This is a genomic window from Acidimangrovimonas pyrenivorans (assembly GCF_042643245.1).
In the GTDB taxonomy this organism is placed as follows: Bacteria; Pseudomonadota; Alphaproteobacteria; order Rhodobacterales; family Rhodobacteraceae; genus Acidimangrovimonas; species Acidimangrovimonas pyrenivorans.
Window position 1 is genome coordinate 1,134,965 of the sequence record NZ_JBHRSK010000004.1, and the last position, 17,966, is coordinate 1,152,930.

A 17,966-nucleotide genomic window follows, 5' to 3' on the forward strand; every position below is an offset into this window, starting at 1 on the left:
TGAAAATGCTGGCAACTGAAATGGGCAGGTCCAACCCGGCCCCCGTTTGCAGCCCTGTCTCCGGCCGCTCTCTCGTCGAGGACCCGCCATCGTTCCATTACGATGCCCGATTATGACAATCAGATGACGGCTTGGCATCCCCGGACAAACCGCCACAGGGCGGAAACGGCCAAACCCGCGGTCACGACTCGCGGAGCGGCGGCCGTCGCCGCCTCAGCGCAGCGCGTAGCGGTTGCCGCCGCGGTTCAGGTCGAGCAGCAGCAGGATCGCGGCGCCCAGCGGCACCAGCGCGCCGAGCACCAGCGCGGTCAGCATCGCGTGCGGCCCGTATGCCTGTATCAGCAAGGCGCCCAGAAGCGGCGCCACCGCCGAGGCGAGCAGCATCGGCCGCGCCAGGCGGCCCATGATCCGGGCGTAGTCCTGCGGATCGAAGATGGCGAGCGGCAGCGCGCCGCGGGCGATCGACCACAACCCGTTGCCCGCTCCGAAGGCGACCAGCGCCGGCCCCGCTGGCAGGCCCAGCATCAGCCCCGAGAACCCCGCCAGCACCAGGCTGGCCGAGGCGATCATGGTCCAGATCGGGTGATGGCGTTCGCGCCCCAGCATCTCGACGATCCGCGCGCCGACCTGCGCCGGACCGATCACCGTCCCCAGCGCGACGGCGGCGGCCATCGCGTGGCCCTCGGCGGTGAGGATGGTGATCAGGTGGATCGACCAGATGGCGCTCAGCATCGAGAGCGCGGCCCCGGCGACGGCGATGCACCAGAAGCGCAGGCCGAAGGCGTTCGTAGCGGGGGACGGCCGGGCCTGTCCCGGCGATGCCGCCGCCTGGGCGGGGGGCGCCTTCGGCAGGGCGAACCAGCACAGCGGCGCCGTCAGCACCAGATGCAGCGCGGCATAGGCGAAGCAGGTCGCCCGCCAGCCGACGCTGTCGACCAGGAAGGCGGAGACCGGCCAGCAGACGGTGCTGGCGAAACCGCCCCAGAGCGTCAGCGCGGTGATCGCCTTGCGCGCCCCGCGGCCGTAGAGCCGCCCGAGCGTCGAGAAGGCCGCGTCGTAGAGGCTCGCCGCCATGCCCAGGCCGAGGACCGCCCAGGCGGCGAGGTAGAGCGGCAGGCTGCGCGACAGGCCCAGGATCACCAGCCCCGCCGCGATCAGCAGCACCCCCGCGACCAGCACCCTGCGCCCGCCCTGGCGCTGGATCAGCAGCCCGATCCGGCTGGCCGCGAGGCCCGAGACCAGCAGCGCGATCGAGATCCCGGCGGTGACGGCGCCGGCGCTCCAGCCCGTTTCCGCGCGGATCGGGCCGGAGAGCACCGCGAGCAGGTAGAAGGTGCTGCCCCAGGTCAGGATCATCACCATGCCAAGGGCCGAGATCACCCGGCCGCGCTCCCCGATCCGTTTCATTTCGCCAAGCTCTCCGGCTCTGCCTCGCTGCCGCAGCCGCAGCCGGTCCTGCCGACGGCCCTGGCGGCCTCGTCCCGGGCGCAGCAGGCGGCGGGCTCGACCTTGGGCGGACCGCCACAGCAACCGCTTTCGGCGATGCCGGCCAGACCGCGCTCTGCCGCCGACAGGGCCGGACCGCTCTGGCAGACGCCGGTCTCGGGCAGCTTCAGCCGCACCTCGCGCGCGGCCACCAGGTCGCCGGCGAGGTCCGCCACGACCGAGCGGACCTGTTCGTAGCCCGTCGTCATCAGGAAGGTCGGCGCACGGCCATAGCTCTTCATGCCGACGATGAAGAAATCCTTCTCCGGATGGCTCAGCTCGACCACGCCATGGGGCCGCACCGTGCCGCAGGAATGCAGGTTCGGGTCGATCAGCGGGGCGAGCGCGGGCGTCGCCTCGACCACCGGGTCGAGCGCCAGCCGCAGCTCGGACAGCATCGCCAGATCGGGCCGGAAGCCGGTGGCGACGACGATCCGGTCGACCTCCAGGACGGTGTCCACGCCGCCGACCTCGCCCGCGACCTCAAGCCCGTCACCTTGGGCGGCGATGCGCCGGGCGGTGAAGGGCGACAGCAGCGCCGCCCGGCCGTCGCGCAGCGCCTCGGCGGCACGCAGGCCAAGCGCGCCCCGCCCCGGCAGGGCGTCGTTGAGCCCGCCGCCCAGCAGCCGCTCGATCCCGCCCGAGCGGGTGGCCCAGCTGACCCGCGTGCCCGGCGCCTCCCCCGCCAGCGCGATCAGGTCGAGCGCGGCGTTGATCGCCGAATGGCCGGCCCCGATCACCAGCGTGTGCCGGCCGGCATAGTCGGCCCGCGCGGCGCCGCGCACATCCGGGATGCCGTAGGCGATACGGGCAGCGTTCTCGACCTCGCCCTCGACCGGCAACCCGTCGCGCCCGATCGGGTTGGGCCGCACCCAGGTGCCCGAGGCGTCGATCACGGCACGGGCAAGCGTGCGGTGCCGCGCGCCCTGGGCATCGCGCCAGACGATCACGAACGGGACCGCGTCCCGGCCTTCGGAAGAGAGCTTGGAATGATCGTGCCGGGCAATCGCCTCGACTTCGGCATTCAGGCGCAGATGCGGGGCAATCGCCGGATGGGCCGCCAGCGGCGCCAGATAGTCGCGGATCAGCTCGGCCCCTGTCGGCAGGTGGTCCGGGGCGGGCATGTGCCAGCCCTCGGCCTCGAGGAGGGCCCGCGCGGCGGCGTCGGTGTTGAACTCCCAGGGCGAGAAGACGCGGACATGGGCCCAGTCGGCAATGGTCGCCCCGGCCTGCGCGCCGCGCTCGAAGATCAGCGGCGTCAGGCCGCGCTCAATCAGCCGGGCGGCGGCGGCCAGGCCGACCGGCCCCGCCCCGACGACGGCAACCGGAAGATCGGCGTGTTGCGGCCTGTCCATTTTTCCATCCTTCCAGCATATTGGAAATTACAGGCAAAACCCTCACCCGGCTTCTGCCTGCGCCACCGCCTCCTGCGCGGGCGCGCATCCGCTCTCGTCGGCGCAGCATTCGTCGGCGAGAAAACCCAGAAGCGCCTCCATTGCCGGGTATTCGGCGTGACAGATCAGGCTTGTCCCGGCCCGCTCCTGCCGCACCAGCCCGGTATCGACCAGCCGCTTCAGGTGATGCGACAGCGTCGAGGCCGGCATCCCGAGACGCTCCTGCACCTGCCCGACCGCCAGGCCGCTGCGTCCGGCGCGCACCAGGATGCGATACAGGGTCAGCCGGGTGGTGTTCCCGAGCGCCTCGAGCTGTCGCGATGCCATTTCGATATTCATGGAAATACCATGCGACCTAGCGCAGCGTGAGTCAAGCCATAGTTCGACAGATATCGAAATAGGTGCGCCCTACGCCCCGCGGCGCAGCGGAGGGCCTGATGAAACGGCCCGGCGCCGCGCCCTGAGCCTCGGGCGGCAGCTGGTCGGGGCCGATCTCATCGGGATGGGGGCGGCGGCGGCCGGGCGCCGGCTTTCGACCGCGTCGAGGGTCAGCCGGGCATCGAAACCGGGCGACGGATTGGTCCAGGCGGCCCCGACCGCGATGCAGGCGAGATTGCCCATGACCATGCCGAAGCAATGGCAGAGCGGCACCGGAAGGCACAGCCGGTCCCCCGGTCCCAGCGGCCCCGCCCCGCACGGCCGGGGCGTTTTCCCCGCAACTCGGTGACATGGATCAATTTCCTGCGCGGAATCGCGCACTATGTTGGGGGGATGTCCCCTTGTTCGACTCATGGGAGTGCTACCGATGAACAAGCGTCTTCTGATCCTGCCCCTCTGCACCTTGATGGTCGCCGGCTGCGTCGATAACGGGCCCGGCCCCTATACCCAGCCGCCGCCGGTGCAGCAGCAGGCGCATGTCCGCCACGGCACCATCATCGGCGTGCGCAACGTCGAGATGCGGCGCAACACCCAGGGCGACCAGGTCGCCGGTGCGCTGGTCGGCGGCATCGTCGGCGGCATCATCGGCAACCAGTTCGGCGAAGGCAGCGGCAAGAGCCTGATGACCGGCGCCGGCGCCGCCACCGGCGCGGTGGTCGGCAGCAACATGGCCAAGAGGACCAGCTCGGGCACCTACTGGTCGCAGGCCTGGGAGATCCGGCTCGACAGCGGCCGCGTCATGACGATCATCCAGAGTTCCAACACCTTCCGGGTCGGTCAGCGCGTCCGCGTCATCACCCGCGACGGCCGGACCTGGCTGGCGTCCCAGTAACGCGCTTCGCAAAGCGCCTCGCAAAGCGCCTCGGCCCCGCGACAGCGCCGGCCGCCCCGCCCGGGCGGCCGGTGTGCCGGCCGGTCCGGGCCGGTCCGGGCCGTCTCGACGCCTCCCGCCGCCCGCGCTATGACGGGGCGGAGCATTCCAGCGAGGCGCCGATGTCCGATCGTTCCTTCCGTTTCACCCACGCCATCACCCGCGCCCCGGCGCCCAGCATCGTCGACGGGTTGCGCGCCGTCGATACCGGCACGCCGGACCTGGCCGTGATGCAGGCCCACCACGCCGACTACATCGCCACCCTGCGCGAGACCGGCGCGACCGTGGTCGAACTGCCCGCCCTGCCCGCCTATCCCGATTCCGTCTTCGTCGAGGACACCGCCCTCTGCCTGCCCGAGGGCGCCGTGGTGATGCGCCCCGGCGCGCCGTCGCGGCTGGGCGAGGCGGCCGAGATGGCGCCGACCCTGCGCGCCCTCTACGGCGAGGTCGTCGCCATCGAAAGCGGCCATGTCGAGGGCGGCGACATCCTGACCACCGAACGCGAGATCCTCGTCGGCCGCTCGGCCCGCACCGACGCCGACGGCGTGGCCGAGCTGGCCCGGCTCACCGCCCGCTGGGGCTACGCGGTGCGCGAGGTCGAGACGCCGCCGGGCGTGCTGCATTTCAAGACCGACTGCTCGCTGCTCGACGCCGAGACCATCCTCACCACCGAACGGCTGGCCGCCTCCGGCTGCTTCGACGGCTACAAGGTGATCCATACCGCCGAGGGCGAGGAGGCCTGCGCCAACACCATCCGCTTCAACGACCTGGTGCTGATGCCGGCGGGCTTTCCGAAGACGGCCGAGAGACTGGCGGCGGCGGGCTACGACATCCGCCAGATCGGCAACAGCGAATGCGCCAAGCTCGACGGCGGCATGTCCTGCCTCAGCCTGCGCTTCACGCCCCGGGGCTGAGCACGACAAGCCCCCGCTCAGTTCACTTCCACGAAGGCGCGGGGAAACTCGGCCGTCTCCTCGCTGCCGTCGCCATAGACCACGGTGACCGAGACCTTGGAGATCGAGCCCAGCGGCCGGGTGACATAGGGCAGGTGATCGGCCGCCTTGAAGGCGTTGGGCTGGGCCGTGCCCCGGTAGCAGGGTTCCATCTCGCGCACCGTCTCGGGCTCGTCATTGACCCGGTAGCGGACCTGCGCCAGCCCGCAGCGCCAGGCCTCGATCTGGGTGAAATAGAGCAGGTCCTTGCCATCGAACGCCCGCACCGCCACCCAGCGCGCCCGGGTCGCGGAGAGGATCGGCCTGACCTCGGCGGCGGTGGTGAAATCGCCCGCCGCGGCGGGCAGCGCAGACGCGGCAACTGCCGCACAGACCAGGAAAACGCGCATCGCAACACCCTTCGAGAATTTCGCTTTTTCGGAAACCGGCACAAGCTATACTGCCCGCAACCAAGACCGGGCAGGCACAGTATGGCAGCACAGGCGGCGCGAGGCCAAGGCTTCAACATCTTCATCATCGCCCAGGCCGGCCGACTGCAGATCGAGGCGCTGCTCTTCGCCGCCAGCCTGCGGGCGACCAATCCCGGCCTGAGCGCCCGGCTCTATATCGGCGAGCCGCAGCCGGGGCCGCTCTGGCCCGCCGATCCGCGCATCATCGATCCGGCCGTGCGGGCGATGCTGGAGGAGCTCGGCGCCACCTTCCTGCCGTTCGAGAGCCGGCATTTCGGTTCCGCCTACCCCTATGGCAACAAGATCGAGGGCCTCTTCGCCCTGCCCGAGGGCGAGCCTTTCGTCTTCTTCGACACCGACACGCTGATCACCGGGCCGCTTGCCACGGTCGGCTTCGATTTCGGCCGCCCCGCCGCCTCGATGCGGCGCGAGGGCACCTGGCCAGAACTCGAGCTTTACGGGCCCGGCTACGGCGCGACCTGGAAATCGCTCTACGACAAGTTCGGGCTCGACTACGCCAGCTCGCTCGACCTGTCGCAGCCCGACGAATACTGGCAACGCTATCTCTATTTCAACGCCGGCTGGTTCTTCCACAGCTGCCCGCACGCATTCGGCCGGCGCTTCCTCGACTATGCCCTGGCGATCCGCGACGACCCGCCCGCCAAGCTGGCGCTGCAGTCGCTCGACCCGTGGCTCGACCAGATCGCGCTGCCGCTGGCGATCCACGCCCTCGGCGGCGGAAGGCCGGGGCCGGGGCTGGCCGGGCTAGATGGCGATGTCAGCTGCCATTACCGCTGGCTGCCGCTGCTCTACGCGCGCGAAAGCGACCGGGCGGTACAGGTGCTGGAAGAGATCGCCGCGCCCCAGCCGATGAAACGGCTGCTGCGCCAGAGCGAGGCGATGCGCAAGCTGGTCTACCAGGGCAAGGGCGAGAAACTGCGGGCGATGTTCGACCGCGATGACCTGCCGCGCAAGGAGCAGAAGATCCGCAACCGGATCAAGCGGGCCAAGCTCTGGCTGCGCTGAGGGCGGCCACGGCTGTCGGCAAGGCCGGGGGCCGGCCCCCGGACCCCCGGAGTATTTGGCCAAAGAAGAAGCAGGAGAGCGCCCGCATTTCTTCTTTGCGAAAATACTCCCGCCGGAGGCGTCTCACTTGTGGGCCGCAGCGCCTTCCCCTAACGTCTGGGCAACGCATTTCAGGGAGGCCCAGATGACCAAGACCTACGGTTTCGACACCTTGCAGATCCATGCCGGCGCCCGGCCCGATCCGGCCACCGGCGCGCGCCAGACGCCGATCTACCAGACCACCGCTTACGTCTTCCGCGACGCCGACCATGCCGCGGCGCTCTTCAACCTGCAGGAAGTGGGCTACATCTATTCGCGCCTGACCAACCCGACCGTCGCCGTGCTGCAGGAGCGGATCGCGACGCTGGAGGGCGGCGTCGGCGCCGTCTGCTGCTCGTCCGGCCACGCCGCCCAGATCATGGCGCTGTTCCCGCTGATGGGGCCGGGCCGCAACGTCGTCGCCTCGACCCGGGCCTATGGCGGCACGCTGACCCAGTTCAGCCAGACCATCAAGCGTTTCGGCTGGGAAGCGAAATTCGTCGATTTCGACGATCTGGCCGCCGTCGAGGCGGCGATCGACGACAATACCCGGGCGGTGTTCTGCGAGACCATCGCCAACCCGGGCGGCTATGTCACCGATCTCGACGCCATTGCCGCGATCGCCGACCGCGCCGGCCTGCCGCTGATCGTCGACAACACCTCGGCCACGCCCTGGCTGTGCCGGCCGATCGAGCATGGCGCGACGCTGGTGGTGCATTCGGCGACCAAGTACCTGACCGGTAACGGCACCGTCACCGGCGGCGCGGTGATCGACTCGGGCAATTTCGACTGGTCGGCCTCCGACAAGTTCCCGTCGCTGTCGCAGCCCGAACCCGCCTATCACGGGCTCAAGTTCCACGAGACCTTCGGCGCGCTGGCCTTCACCTTCCACGGCATCGCCGTCGGGCTGCGCGATCTCGGCATGACGCTGAACCCGCAGGCGGCGCACTACACGCTGATGGGGATCGAGACCCTGAGCCTGCGGATGGAGCGCCATGTCGCCAATGCCCGCAAGCTGGCCGAGTGGCTCGAGGCCGATCCGCGGGTCGAGGCGGTCACCTATGCCGGGCTGCCGTCGTCGCCCTATCACGACCGGGCGCAGAAGATCTGCCCCAAGGGGGCGGGCGCGCTGTTCACCGTGGCGCTCAAGGGCGGCTACGAGTCCTGCGTCAAGCTGGTCGACAGCCTCGAGATCTTCAGCCATGTCGCCAACCTCGGCGACGCCCGGTCGCTGATCATCCACCCGGCCTCGACCACGCACCGCCAGCTGACCGAGAAGCAGCAGGTCGCGGCCGGCGCGGCGCCGAACGTGGTCCGGCTGTCGATCGGGATCGAGGATGCCGACGACCTGATCGCCGATCTCGACCAGGCGCTGGCCACCGCCACCGCCTGAACCAGCTCCCGGCCTTTGCCCTCTGCGCCGCTCCCGGCGCGGAGGGAGACCGAGGCCCGGCCCGCGACCGCCGCCGCCCCCTTCCGGGCGGCGTTACGGCTTGATGGCGAAGACCATCGTCACGGTGGCCGAGAGGTTCACCTCGCCCTGGGCCACCGGCACCGGCGCCGAGATGGGTTCGGCCATCCCCGCGGACCGCATCATCGGCTGCGGTTCGGACACGTAGCCGTCGCCGATCGAGATCACCCGGCCGAGCGTCACCCCCGCCGCCTCCGCCATCAGTTGCGCCTTGCGCCGCGCCTCTTTCACCGCTTTCTGCTGGGCCTCGTCCTGCAACGGCCCCGGCTTGGCGATGCCGAAGTCCAGCCCGTCGACCGTGTTCGCCCCGGCCTGGACCAGGCTGTCGAGCACGCTGCCCAACTCATCGAGCTGGCGCACCCGCACCGTCACCCGGTTCGAGGCGACGAAGCCGGTGATCTTGCGCTCGCCCGACGGCTTCACCGTTTGCCAGCGCGGGTTGAGCGCCAGGCCCGAGGTCTGGATGTCGCGCGCCGCGATCCCGGCGCCTTCGAGCCCGGCCATCACCCGCTCGAGCTGGCTCGAATTGGCGGTCATCGCCGCTTTCGCGGTCTTGGCCTCGGTGGTCACGCCCAGGGTGACCGTCGCCATGTCCGGCGCGGCGGCGACATGGCCGCGACCGGTGACGGTGATCCGGCCCTGGGCCTTGGCCGGGGCTTGACTGGAGTCGGCCCGAACCGGCCCGGCGGGGACGGCCAGCGGCAGGGCCAGGGCGACGACGAAGAGCACGGCAAGGCGGGAACTGGAAAAACGCATCGGAAATCCTCCTGATTGGCCCTCAGCTTTCCTGCGTCAGAGCCGCGCGGCAAGGCATTTCCGGGGTGTTTTTCTTTCATTCGGCGATTTCCTGCTGTAGGAATTGTGCAATTCGGCGGCAGACTCCCCGCCCTTCGGTCCCTGTGCTAGACCCACGGAATGAAACCCAGTTTCGCTCTCGACCTCTCGCCCGACGGCATTCGCCTGCTGCATCGCAGCCGCGGCGGCTGGCTGCCGGTGGGCGAGGTTTCGCTCGACGATCCCGACATGGCCGGGGCGTTGGGCTACCTGCGCTCGACGGCGCTCGGCCTGACCCCGCGCGGGCTCAGCACCAAGCTGGTGCTGCCGCCCGACCAGATCCTCTATACCACCGTTTCCGCCCCCGGCCCCTCGGTGGCGCAGCGGCGCGAACAGATCGCCGTCGCGCTGGAGGGCATGACGCCCTACAAGGTCGATGACCTCGTCTTCGACTGGTCGGGCACCGGGGCCGAGGTCAAGGTCGCCGTCGTCGCCCGCGAGACGCTGGACGAGGCCGAGGGCTTCGCGGTCGAGCATCGCTTCAACCCGGTTTCCTTCGTCACCGTGCCGCCGGCCGGCGCCTTTGCCGGCGAGCCGTTCTTCGGCCCCACCCGGGCAGCCAAAGGACAATTGCCCGAGGGCGAGAAGGTCGAGCGCGACCAGGACCCGGTCCGGATCGTCGGCCCCGCCACCCCGCCGGAAGACGGCGGCGCGCCCGGGACCACGGCCGAGACCGCCGCCGAAGCGGCCCCGCAGGTGCCGGAGCCGACGGCCGGCGAGCGGGACGCGGAGCCGGGCCCGAAGGCGCAGCCGGAGCCCGAGGCGGCAAGCGAAGCGGAGGCGGCGGCGGAAATGCCCGATGCGCGCGCGCCGTCCCCGCCGCCCTCGGTCCTGGCCGACGAGATCGTCGACCCGGAAGCCGACAAGCCGCGCCGGCACAAGGCCAGGGCACCCCGGAAGGGCAAGGCCGCCAAGGAGAGCTCCGGGACCGAGCCCGCGCCGGACAAGACGCCCGCCCGGGAAGGCGCCCCGGATGATGCGGCAGCGGAAAAAACCGCCGTGGCGGAAGCGACCCCGGAGGAGGCGACCCCGGCGGAGGCGACCCCGGAGTTCCCGACGGCCGAGGAGCGGGCGGCGGAGGCCGCGGAAGCCGCCGACTTGGACCGATCTGCGCGTCCTGCCCCCGGCCTCGCCACAAACGCGCCTCAGGGCATGGCCGCCCCGGATATGACGGCCCGGGCAACGCCCGGGCTTGCCGCGCCCGAGGCCGCGCCGGTCCCGTTCTCCAGCCGCCGGCAACTGATGGCCGAGGCCCCGGCCACGCCCGGTGCCGACGCGGCGCCGAAGCTGGGCAGCGCCCGGCAAGCAGCGCCGGACGGCGACATCCCGGCGCCGCGCGCGCTCAAGGCCGCGACGGCGCCCGAGACGAGAGCCGAGACGGGAGCCGAACCGGTGCCCCGGCTCCGTCCCGCCGCCAGCCCTCAAGCGGCTCCGCGCCCGGCGGAAGTGATCTCGGAAACCGCGATCCCCGAGCCGCTGCGTTCGCGCATCGCGGCGCAGGCGAGTTCGGCGGTCGAGAGCCTGACCAATCGCGGCGGCCGCAAGTCGGGCCGCAAGGCCAGGGCGAAGACCCGCAGCACCCGCGCCAAGACGCCGCCGCCCGCGGTGACGGCGCCCGCGGTGACGGCGCCCGCGGTGACGGCGCCCGAGCCCGAGCCCGTCTCGAAACCCACCGCGAAGTCCGCCGCCCTGGCCGCGACCCGAGCCGCGACGAGGGCCGCCGTGGGGGAAGAACCGACCCCGGTGCCGCAGGCCGCGGGCGCGCCGGGCGGCGAGGCGCCGAAGGACGAGGCCGAGGCGATGACCGTCTTTGGCGCCCGCCGGTTCGAGGAGCAATACGGCAAGCCGCGCTACCTGGGCCTGATCCTGACCCTGATCCTGATCGTCCTGCTGGGGTTGGCAGGGCTGTGGTCGGCGATGGTGCTGGGCCGCAACGACAGCCCCCCGGCCCCCGTCGAGACCGCCACCGTCGACCCGACCTCGGCCCCCGCTTCCGCCCCGGAGGCGTCCTCCGCCACGGCACCGACCGCCACGTCACCGGCCGCCACGACAGCCGCCACCGACAGGCCGGCCGCGCCGGCGATCGTCGAGCCGGCGCCGCTGCCCGAGCTCGCCCCGCCCGCGACCGATCTCGCGACAGATCTCGCGGCCGAGGCGCCCGCCCCCTCCGGCGCGGCACCGGCTGAGACGGCTCCGGCGTCCGACGGCGCGACGCCCGAAGCCCCGGTCGCCACTCAAACGCCGTCCGGCGACAGCGCCCCGAACGCGGATGCAGCGGCGGCGGATCCAGCGACGGCGGATCCAGCGACGGCGGATGCGCCGGCGGCCGGCGCCGATTCCGATGCCCCGGCCGTCGCGACTGGCGAGGCTCCCGCCGCCCCGTCGACCGCGCCCCGGACCATCCGTCAAACCGATGGTGGCGTGCCGGCGCTGCCCGCCGATCCAGTCACCCGGCTGGTGCCGGCGGATATCCTCGTCCAGCAGGCGCCGACGGCGCCGAGGAATCCCGTCGCGGGGCAGCTGGGCGAGGTTTTCGTCGGCCACTGGGCCCCCGGCGTCTCGGCTCCGGCGGTCGCGCCGTTGCCGCAACTGGCGACGATGCGCAGCGATGCCGACTTCACGGCACCGGTGAACCCGCCGCCCTACGGCACCGTCTTCGCGCTGAACGCCAAGGGGCTGGTGAAGGCGACCCCGGACGGCGCCGTGACACCGCAGGGCGTGGTGGTCTATGCCGCCGCCCCGCCGGTGGTGCCGCCCGCACGCCCCGGCAGCGCACCGGCCGGGGACGCGAGCGCAGGCACGCCGGCGGCGGATGCCCCGACCGCCGCCCCCACCGCCGCGCTCGAGGCCGCTCCGGGGGCCGCTCCGGCGGCCGACCCGGCGCTGGCCGGCAAACGGCCGAAACCGCGCCCGGCCTCGGCCGCGCCCGCCGACAGCACCGCGCCCGACCAGGGCGCGCTGCCGCCGCCCGCCGACCCGCGCCTGGCCGGGGTCCGGCCCAAGCCGCGCCCGGCCGACCTGATCCCCGACACCTCGGCCGCCGACGCGGCCTCCGCGGCGGCCGCCGCCGCTGCCGATGCCGCGGTCAGCGCGCTGGCCGTGCCGGCCTCGCCGGTGCCCGAGGACCGGCCCGCGGACCTGGAGCAATCGGTCGCCGCCGCCGTCGCCGCGGCCAACCGCTCGTCCGATCCGGCCGTCGCCGAAAGCGACGGCGCCGGCGATTCCGTCAGCACGGCGCCGTCGATCCCGACCAGCGCCTCGGTCGCCCGCCGGGCCACGGTGAAGAAGGCGCTGACGATGAACCGCGCCAGCCTGCTCGGCGTCGTCGGCAGCGCCTCGAACCGCAAGGCGCTGGTGCGCCTGCCCAGTGGCCGGATCATCAAGGTGAAGGTCGGGGATCGGGTGGATGGCGGCAAGGTCGTCGCCCTGGGCGAGCACGAACTGCACTACGTCAAGAACGGCCGCAACCACATCCTGAAGATGCCGAAAGGCTGATCCCCGGCAGCGCGTCCACGCCGCCGGAGACCTTGTCGCGTTGGCAGCTCAGTTGGCTTCCAGCACGCCGCGTTCGATCTGGTCCTGCTCGATCGACTCGAACAGCGCCCTGAAGTTGCCCTCGCCGAAGCCGTCATCGCCCTTGCGCTGGATGAACTCGAAGAAGATCGGGCCGATCACGGTGCGCGAGAAGATCTGCAGCAGGATCCGCGTCTCGCCGCCGCCGACGACGCCTTCGCCGTCGATCAGGATGCCGTGCTTCTCCATCGCCTCGAGCGGCTCCTCGTGGCCGTGCACCCGCTCGCGGCTCATCTCGTAATAGCTGTGCGGCGGCTTGGGCATGAACTTGACGCCCTTGTCGGAGATCGCATCGACCGAAGCATAGATGTCCTCGGTGCCGACGGCGATATGCTGGATGCCCTCGCCGTTGTAACGCTTGAGATATTCGACGATCTGGCCGGTCTCGCCGCGGTCCTCGTTGATCGGGATGCGGATGCGGCCGTCGGGCGAGGTCAGGGCGCGGCTGAAGAGGCCGGTATACTTGCCCTCGATGTCGAAGAAGCGGATTTCGCGGAAGTTGAAGATATCGCCGTAGAACTTGAACCAGACATCCATGTTGCCCTTGTGGACGTTGTGGGTCAGGTGGTCGAGGTAGTAGAAGCCGACGCCCGCGGGCTTGGACTGGGCCAGCCACTCGAATTCCGCGTTATAGGGCGAGGTGTCGTAATACTGGTCGATGAAGTAGATCAGCGAGCCGCCGATGCCGACGATCGCGGGCACGTCCATCACCTTGCCGTCGCCCTCGTAGGGCGTGGCGCCCTTGGCAACCGCGTGGTCGAAGGCGTGCCGGGCGTCGGCCACGCGCCAGCCCATCGACGGGGCGCAGGGGCCGTGCTCCTCGATGAAGGCCGCGGCATGGGTGTTCGGCTCGGCGTTGAGCAGGTAGGTGACGTCGCCCTGCTGCCAGAGCTCGACATTCTTGGTCTTGTGGCGGCCGGTCAGCGCGTAGCCCATCTTGGCGAAGGTCTCGCGCAGCTTCTCGGGCTCGGGATGGGCGAATTCGACGAATTCGAAGCCGTCGGTGCCGGCCGGGTTCTCTTCGGTGATCGTGGCCCGGGGGGCCGTATGCGGGAAAGGACCCATGGTTTCCTCCTGTGCGCGGTTATCCGGCGACACTACGCCGCGCGACGCGGGATTTGCGCGCATTCTGCCCCGATCCATGCTAGGCTGACGCGCGATCCACGCAGGAAAGACGGATATGACGCGCGATCCACGCACCGAACTGGACGAAACCGATTCCCGCCTGCTGGCCGAGCTGCAGATGAACGCCCACCTGACCGCCGAGGCGCTGGGGGCGCGGCTGCATCTCTCGGCCAGCCAGGCCGGGCGCCGGCGGCAGCGGCTCGAGGCCGAGGGCTATATCCGCGGTTATTCGGCCCGGCTCGACCCCGAGAAGATCGGCCTCAGCGTCCAGGCCTTCGTCCAGGTCGAGATGGCGACCCATGCCCCGGATGGTGCAAAATCGTTCCACAGCCTGCTCGGCACCCGGCCCGAGATCATCAGCGCATGGACGCTGACCGGCGAAGCTGATTACCTGCTCAGGGTCTACTGCACCGACCTGCCGGCTCTGAACAGGCTGATCCACCAGGTGCTGCTGCCCCACCCGGCCGTCGCCCGGGTGCAAAGCCAGATCGTGATGGACCAGTTCAAGCCCGATGCTCCGCTGCCCACCTGACCGCCCGGAAGGACCGACATGGAAGGCTTTCTCTACCTCGCCAGCCTCTACCTGCTCTCGGCGGTGCTGCTGGTGCCGCTGGCCGCCCGGCTCGGCCTCGGCTCGGTGCTGGGCTACCTCGCCGCCGGCATCCTGATCGGGCCGGTCCTCGGCCTGACCGGCGCCGAGGCCGGCGACCTGCAGCATTTCGCCGAGTTCGGCGTCGTCATGATGCTGTTCCTGATCGGGCTCGAGCTGGAACCGCGGGTGCTGTGGAACATGCGCCACAAGATCCTCGGGCTGGGCGGGCTGCAACTGGTGCTGACCGCCGGCGCGATCATGGGCGCCGGCATCCTGCTCGGGCTGAGCTGGAAGATGGCGCTGGCGATCGGGCTGATCCTGTCGCTGTCCTCGACCGCCATCGTGCTCCAGACCCTGACCGAGAAAAGCCTGATGCGCACCGCCGGCGGCCGCTCGGCCTTCTCGGTGCTGCTGACCCAGGACATCGCCGTGGTGCCGATGATCGCCTTCCTGCCGCTGCTCGCCTACGGCATGTCGCAGGAGGCGCTGCTCAAGGCGCTGGGGCTGCACGGCACGACCGAGCCGACCCACCCCGCCAGCGCCGTACTCGGCCTGGTCGAGGGGCTGCCGGCCTGGGGCATGACGCTGCTGACCCTCGCCGTGGTCGCCGCGATCGTGCTCGGCGGCCATTACCTGACCCGGCCGGTCTTCCGCTTCGTCCATGCCGCGCACCTGCCCGAGATGTCGACCGCGATCTCGCTGCTGATCGTCCTCGGCATCGCCTTCCTGATGATCCTGGTCGGGCTGTCGCCGGCACTCGGCACCTTCCTGGCCGGCGTGGTGCTGGCCAACTCGGAATTCCGCCACCAGCTCGAGGCCGATATCCAGCCGTTCAAGGGCCTGCTGCTGGGGCTGTTCTTCATCACCGTCGGCGCCGGCTTCAATTTCCGCGTCTTCGAGACCGAGCCCTTCCTCATCCTCGGCCTCACCGGCGCGCTGATGCTGGTCAAGATGCTGATCCTGCTCGCCCTGACGCTGGTCTTCCGGCTGCGCGGCCATGACCGCTGGCTGTTCGCCCTCGGCCTCGCCCAGGCCGGCGAGTTCGGTTTCCTGCTGGTCAGCTTCTCGGTCCAGCAGGCGGTGCTGCCGGCCGGCGTCGCCGAGCTTCTGCTTTTCGTCATCGGCCTGTCGATGCTGCTGACGCCGCTCTTGTTCCTGTTGCAGGACTGGATCGCCCGCCGCCTGGCAGAGACCCGGCCCGAGGCCGAGGCCGACACGATCGACGACAAGGGCCGCGTCATCATCGCCGGCATCGGCCGCTTCGGCCAGGTCGTCAACCGGCTGGTGCGGTCGAGCGGCGCGGCGACGACGGTGCTGGACGCCGACATGGCGACGGTGCAGCTGATGCGGCGCTTCGGCGTCAAGGGCTTCTTCGGCGACCCGAGCCGGCCCGAGCTGCTGGCGGCGGCCGGCCTGGCCGAGGCCGACGTGCTGGTGGTGGCGGTCGACAACCCGGATTCGGCGATCAAGATCGTCGCCCATGCCCGCCAGGTCCGGCCCGACCTCCATATCGTCGCCCGCGCCCGCGACCGCACCCATGTCTACGAACTCTACCAGGCCGGCGCCGACGACATCGTGCGCGAGACCTTCGACAGCTCGGTCCGGGCCGGGCGCTACGTGCTCGAGAATATCGGCCTGACCGCCTACGAGGCGGCGAAGATCTCGCAGACCTTCTACAAGGTCGACCGCGCCGCCCTGCGCGACCTGGCCGAACTCTGGGTGCCGGGCCAGCCCTCGCATCTGAACGAGGATTACGTCGCCCGCGCCCGCGAGCTCGACCGCGAGCTGGAAACCGCGCTGATGCAGCAGCTCGACGAGGAGCGGCGACCGAAGGAGGTGCCGGAGGTCGAGGTCGACGGCCGCTGAGCCGGCGCCGCCGGCAGGCGCCTCCGGCGGGAGTATTTGGGCAAAGAAGAAAGCCCGGGCGCCCCACCCATTTCACCTTTGCGAAAATACTCCGGGGGAGACGCGCGCAGCGCGGCGGGGGCAGCGCCCCCTCCCTGTCCCGGGAGCGTGCTCGCCGATCCCCCGATCGCAAGAAAAAACCGTGCCCCGAAGGGCACGGCTTGCCTCGCGATCTTGCGAATTGCTCAGGCCGCGCGCGACAGCAGCACGTCGTCGACCTTCTTCTGGGCGTTGAGCTCGTCGACGCCCGAGACCGCCGCCACCTCGCGGGTCAGCCGTTCGAGCGCCGCCTCGTAGAGCTGGCGCTCGGAATAGGACTGCTCGCGCTGGTCGTCGGTGCGATGCAGGTCGCGCACCACCTCGGCGATCGACAGCAGGTCGCCCGAGTTGATCTTCTGCTCGTATTCCTGGGCCCGGCGCGACCACATCGCGCGCTTGACCCGGGCCTTGCCCTTGAGCGTGTCGAGCGCCTTGGACACCACGTCCGGGGTCGAGAGCGAGCGCATGCCGATCTCGCTGGCCTTGTTGGTCGGCACCCGCAGCGTCATCTTGTCCTTCTCGAAGGAGATGACGAACAGCTCAAGACTCAGCCCGGCGATTTCCTGCTCCTCGATCGACACGATCTTGCCCACGCCATGGGCGGGGTAGACCACGAAATCGTTCGGGCGGAACTCGTTTTTCTTCGTTTTGGTCATTCAGTCGCTTCCTCACAAGGCGCCCGCCTCCCCTGGCAGCACAGCGAAAGAAAACCGCCGGGGACACGGTATGCCCCGGTGCTTCAATGCTATGCCGACAGAAATACCACCGCACAGGCGAGCAGCGCTGCGGATGGGGATCAAGCGTCCACGTCTATTTGTAACAGATATATAGCATGAAAAGCGCCCGAATCAAAGCCGCTCAAAAGTATGGAACCGGGCTTGCGATGTCGCAGGACGTTGCGTCACCTGCATTTTTGCCCCCTTCCGGCCGCGACGATTCGGCGCGCTCAGCCGCCCTCGCCCGGCTTTTCCGAGAAGTACTTGTTCAGCTTGTCGGGCTCGCCGTCGCGTTCCTCGGCCTCGGGCAGCTGGTCCTTCTTGGTGATGATCACCGGCCAGAGCTCGGAATACTTGCGGTTGAACTCGACCCAGCTCTCCATCTCCGGCTCGGTATCCGGGCGGATCGCGTCGGCGGGGCATTCCGGCTCGCAGACGCCGCAATCGATGCACTCGTCGGGATGGATCACCAGCATGTTCTCGCCCTCGTAGAAACAGTCCACCGGGCAAACCTCGACGCAGTCGGTGTACTTGCAGGCGATGCAGTTGTCGATGACGACGTAAGTCATGCGCAGACTCCCTTGACGACGCAGGACTAGCTAGACCACCTGCCGGGATCATTCAAGCGGGGGAGAGCGCCTTTGATCGAGGTTGCGACGATCTTTCTTGGTCGGGCGCGGCCCGCCCGAGGCCGGGGCATCCAATGCCGGCGGCGACAGGTCCTCGTAGAGCGCCTGCGCCTCGGGCGCCGGTCCGCGCCGCAGGCCGATGGCGAGGATGCGCACCACCCGCACCCGGCCGCCCACGGCGAAGGTCAGCGTGTCGCCGGGGCCGACCGCCTGCGCCGGCTTGGTCACCCGCGCCGCGTTGACCCGGATGCGGCCCTCCTGGACGGATTTGGTGGCCAGGCTGCGGGTCTTGTAGAACCGCGCCTGCCACAGCCACTTGTCCAGCCGCAGGGTCGGGCGCGGCCCCTGGGGGCCGCCCGGCGCGTCCTGAGCCGGCCCGGCCATGGCG

16 protein-coding genes are annotated in these 17,966 nt (G+C 70.4%); 7 read left to right on the forward strand and 9 right to left on the reverse strand.

Going from position 1 to position 17,966, the window contains the following annotated elements; translation table 11 throughout:
* Positions 1–213 precede the first annotated feature (213 nt).
* The 3 genes from ACFOES_RS08430 to ACFOES_RS08440 are packed head-to-tail and all read right to left on the reverse strand — an operon-like array spanning position 214 to position 3,206.
* The gene (locus tag ACFOES_RS08430) at positions 214–1,407 is read right to left on the reverse strand and encodes an MFS transporter (protein WP_377832792.1); all 1,194 of its coding nucleotides are present in this window, start codon (positions 1,405–1,407) and stop codon (positions 214–216) included.
* Complete coding sequence (locus ACFOES_RS08435; RefSeq protein WP_377832793.1) at positions 1,404–2,840, reverse strand: FAD-dependent oxidoreductase; 1,437 nt, start codon at positions 2,838–2,840, stop codon at positions 1,404–1,406. The genes ACFOES_RS08430 and ACFOES_RS08435 overlap by 4 nt, the downstream gene beginning before the upstream one ends.
* A 42-nt stretch (positions 2,841–2,882) precedes the next feature.
* A complete protein-coding gene (locus ACFOES_RS08440) occupies positions 2,883–3,206 on the reverse strand; it encodes an ArsR/SmtB family transcription factor (protein ID WP_377832794.1) in 324 nt (107 codons plus the stop codon).
* Positions 3,207–3,684: 478 nt separating this feature from the next.
* Between ACFOES_RS08440 and ACFOES_RS08445 the strand changes: the two genes are divergently transcribed.
* Entirely contained in the window at positions 3,685–4,149 is a 465-nt protein-coding gene (locus tag ACFOES_RS08445; RefSeq protein WP_377832795.1) for an outer membrane lipoprotein, read from the forward strand.
* Between the two features lie 161 nt (positions 4,150–4,310).
* Positions 4,311–5,102, forward strand: a complete 792-nt coding sequence (locus ACFOES_RS08450) for a dimethylarginine dimethylaminohydrolase family protein (protein ID WP_377832796.1) — start codon at positions 4,311–4,313, stop codon at positions 5,100–5,102.
* A 17-nt stretch (positions 5,103–5,119) separates the two neighbouring features.
* On the opposite strand, the gene ACFOES_RS08455 is transcribed toward ACFOES_RS08450, so the two are convergent.
* Positions 5,120–5,530, reverse strand: coding sequence for a hypothetical protein (locus ACFOES_RS08455; RefSeq protein ID WP_377832797.1), 411 nt, complete (start codon positions 5,528–5,530; stop codon positions 5,120–5,122).
* A gap of 81 nt (positions 5,531–5,611) precedes the next feature.
* Here ACFOES_RS08455 and ACFOES_RS08460 point away from each other — a divergent pair, with 81 nt between their 5' ends.
* Both ACFOES_RS08460 and ACFOES_RS08465 read left to right on the forward strand, forming a co-directional pair.
* The gene (locus tag ACFOES_RS08460; protein WP_377832798.1) at positions 5,612–6,616 is read left to right on the forward strand and encodes a hypothetical protein; all 1,005 of its coding nucleotides are present in this window, start codon (positions 5,612–5,614) and stop codon (positions 6,614–6,616) included.
* Positions 6,617–6,800: 184 nt separating this feature from the next.
* On the forward strand, positions 6,801–8,087 hold the full coding sequence (locus ACFOES_RS08465; RefSeq protein WP_377832799.1) for an O-acetylhomoserine aminocarboxypropyltransferase/cysteine synthase family protein: 1,287 nt from the start codon (positions 6,801–6,803) through the stop codon (positions 8,085–8,087).
* A gap of 93 nt (positions 8,088–8,180) precedes the next feature.
* On the opposite strand, the gene ACFOES_RS08470 is transcribed toward ACFOES_RS08465, so the two are convergent.
* On the reverse strand, positions 8,181–8,921 hold the full coding sequence (locus tag ACFOES_RS08470) for an SIMPL domain-containing protein (RefSeq protein WP_377832800.1): 741 nt from the start codon (positions 8,919–8,921) through the stop codon (positions 8,181–8,183).
* Between the two features lie 159 nt (positions 8,922–9,080).
* Here ACFOES_RS08470 and ACFOES_RS08475 point away from each other — a divergent pair, with 159 nt between their 5' ends.
* Positions 9,081–12,494, forward strand: a complete 3,414-nt coding sequence (locus ACFOES_RS08475; protein ID WP_377832801.1) for a hypothetical protein — start codon at positions 9,081–9,083, stop codon at positions 12,492–12,494.
* Between the two features lie 48 nt (positions 12,495–12,542).
* Here ACFOES_RS08475 and hppD read toward each other — a convergent pair whose 3' ends face one another.
* A complete protein-coding gene (hppD, locus tag ACFOES_RS08480) occupies positions 12,543–13,637 on the reverse strand; it encodes a 4-hydroxyphenylpyruvate dioxygenase (RefSeq protein WP_377832802.1) in 1,095 nt (364 codons plus the stop codon).
* A gap of 115 nt (positions 13,638–13,752) precedes the next feature.
* Here hppD and ACFOES_RS08485 point away from each other — a divergent pair, with 115 nt between their 5' ends.
* Positions 13,753–14,229 carry an Lrp/AsnC family transcriptional regulator gene (locus tag ACFOES_RS08485; RefSeq protein WP_377832803.1) on the forward strand — a complete coding sequence of 159 codons (477 nt, stop codon included), beginning with the start codon at positions 13,753–13,755 and terminating at the stop codon, positions 14,227–14,229.
* Positions 14,230–14,247: 18 nt separating this feature from the next.
* Positions 14,248–16,155: a cation:proton antiporter domain-containing protein gene (locus tag ACFOES_RS08490; RefSeq protein ID WP_377832804.1), complete on the forward strand. Its 1,908-nt coding sequence runs from the start codon at positions 14,248–14,250 to the stop codon at positions 16,153–16,155.
* Positions 16,156–16,379: 224 nt separating this feature from the next.
* On the opposite strand, the gene ACFOES_RS08495 is transcribed toward ACFOES_RS08490, so the two are convergent.
* The 3 genes from ACFOES_RS08495 to ACFOES_RS08505 form a co-directional block, all read right to left on the reverse strand.
* Positions 16,380–16,889 (reverse strand): CarD family transcriptional regulator, encoded by a 510-nt coding sequence (locus ACFOES_RS08495; protein ID WP_377832805.1) that lies wholly within the window; start codon positions 16,887–16,889, stop codon positions 16,380–16,382.
* Positions 16,890–17,179: 290 nt separating this feature from the next.
* On the reverse strand, positions 17,180–17,518 hold the full coding sequence (fdxA, locus tag ACFOES_RS08500; protein ID WP_377832806.1) for a ferredoxin FdxA: 339 nt from the start codon (positions 17,516–17,518) through the stop codon (positions 17,180–17,182).
* A gap of 48 nt (positions 17,519–17,566) precedes the next feature.
* The gene (locus tag ACFOES_RS08505; protein ID WP_377832807.1) at positions 17,567–17,962 is read right to left on the reverse strand and encodes an RNA-binding S4 domain-containing protein; all 396 of its coding nucleotides are present in this window, start codon (positions 17,960–17,962) and stop codon (positions 17,567–17,569) included.
* Positions 17,963–17,966 lie beyond the last annotated feature (4 nt).

Excerpts from the sequence above, each read along its gene's own strand:
- ACFOES_RS08430 (WP_377832792.1), bottom strand. The coding sequence starts at position 1,407 with ATGAAACGGATCGGGGAGCGCGGCCGGGTGATCTCGGCCCTTGGCATG.
- ACFOES_RS08435 (WP_377832793.1), bottom strand. The coding sequence starts at position 2,840 with ATGGACAGGCCGCAACACGCCGATCTTCCGGTTGCCGTCGTCGGGGCG.
- ACFOES_RS08440 (WP_377832794.1), bottom strand. The coding sequence starts at position 3,206 with ATGGCATCGCGACAGCTCGAGGCGCTCGGGAACACCACCCGGCTGACC.
- ACFOES_RS08445 (WP_377832795.1), top strand. The coding sequence starts at position 3,685 with ATGAACAAGCGTCTTCTGATCCTGCCCCTCTGCACCTTGATGGTCGCC.
- ACFOES_RS08450 (WP_377832796.1), top strand. The coding sequence starts at position 4,311 with ATGTCCGATCGTTCCTTCCGTTTCACCCACGCCATCACCCGCGCCCCG.
- ACFOES_RS08455 (WP_377832797.1), bottom strand. The coding sequence starts at position 5,530 with ATGCGCGTTTTCCTGGTCTGTGCGGCAGTTGCCGCGTCTGCGCTGCCC.
- ACFOES_RS08460 (WP_377832798.1), top strand. The coding sequence starts at position 5,612 with ATGGCAGCACAGGCGGCGCGAGGCCAAGGCTTCAACATCTTCATCATC.
- ACFOES_RS08465 (WP_377832799.1), top strand. The coding sequence starts at position 6,801 with ATGACCAAGACCTACGGTTTCGACACCTTGCAGATCCATGCCGGCGCC.
- ACFOES_RS08470 (WP_377832800.1), bottom strand. The coding sequence starts at position 8,921 with ATGCGTTTTTCCAGTTCCCGCCTTGCCGTGCTCTTCGTCGTCGCCCTG.
- ACFOES_RS08475 (WP_377832801.1), top strand. The coding sequence starts at position 9,081 with ATGAAACCCAGTTTCGCTCTCGACCTCTCGCCCGACGGCATTCGCCTG.
- hppD (WP_377832802.1), bottom strand. The coding sequence starts at position 13,637 with ATGGGTCCTTTCCCGCATACGGCCCCCCGGGCCACGATCACCGAAGAG.
- ACFOES_RS08485 (WP_377832803.1), top strand. The coding sequence starts at position 13,753 with ATGACGCGCGATCCACGCACCGAACTGGACGAAACCGATTCCCGCCTG.
- ACFOES_RS08490 (WP_377832804.1), top strand. The coding sequence starts at position 14,248 with ATGGAAGGCTTTCTCTACCTCGCCAGCCTCTACCTGCTCTCGGCGGTG.
- ACFOES_RS08495 (WP_377832805.1), bottom strand. The coding sequence starts at position 16,889 with ATGACCAAAACGAAGAAAAACGAGTTCCGCCCGAACGATTTCGTGGTC.
- fdxA (WP_377832806.1), bottom strand. The coding sequence starts at position 17,518 with ATGACTTACGTCGTCATCGACAACTGCATCGCCTGCAAGTACACCGAC.
- ACFOES_RS08505 (WP_377832807.1), bottom strand. The coding sequence starts at position 17,962 with ATGGCCGGGCCGGCTCAGGACGCGCCGGGCGGCCCCCAGGGGCCGCGC.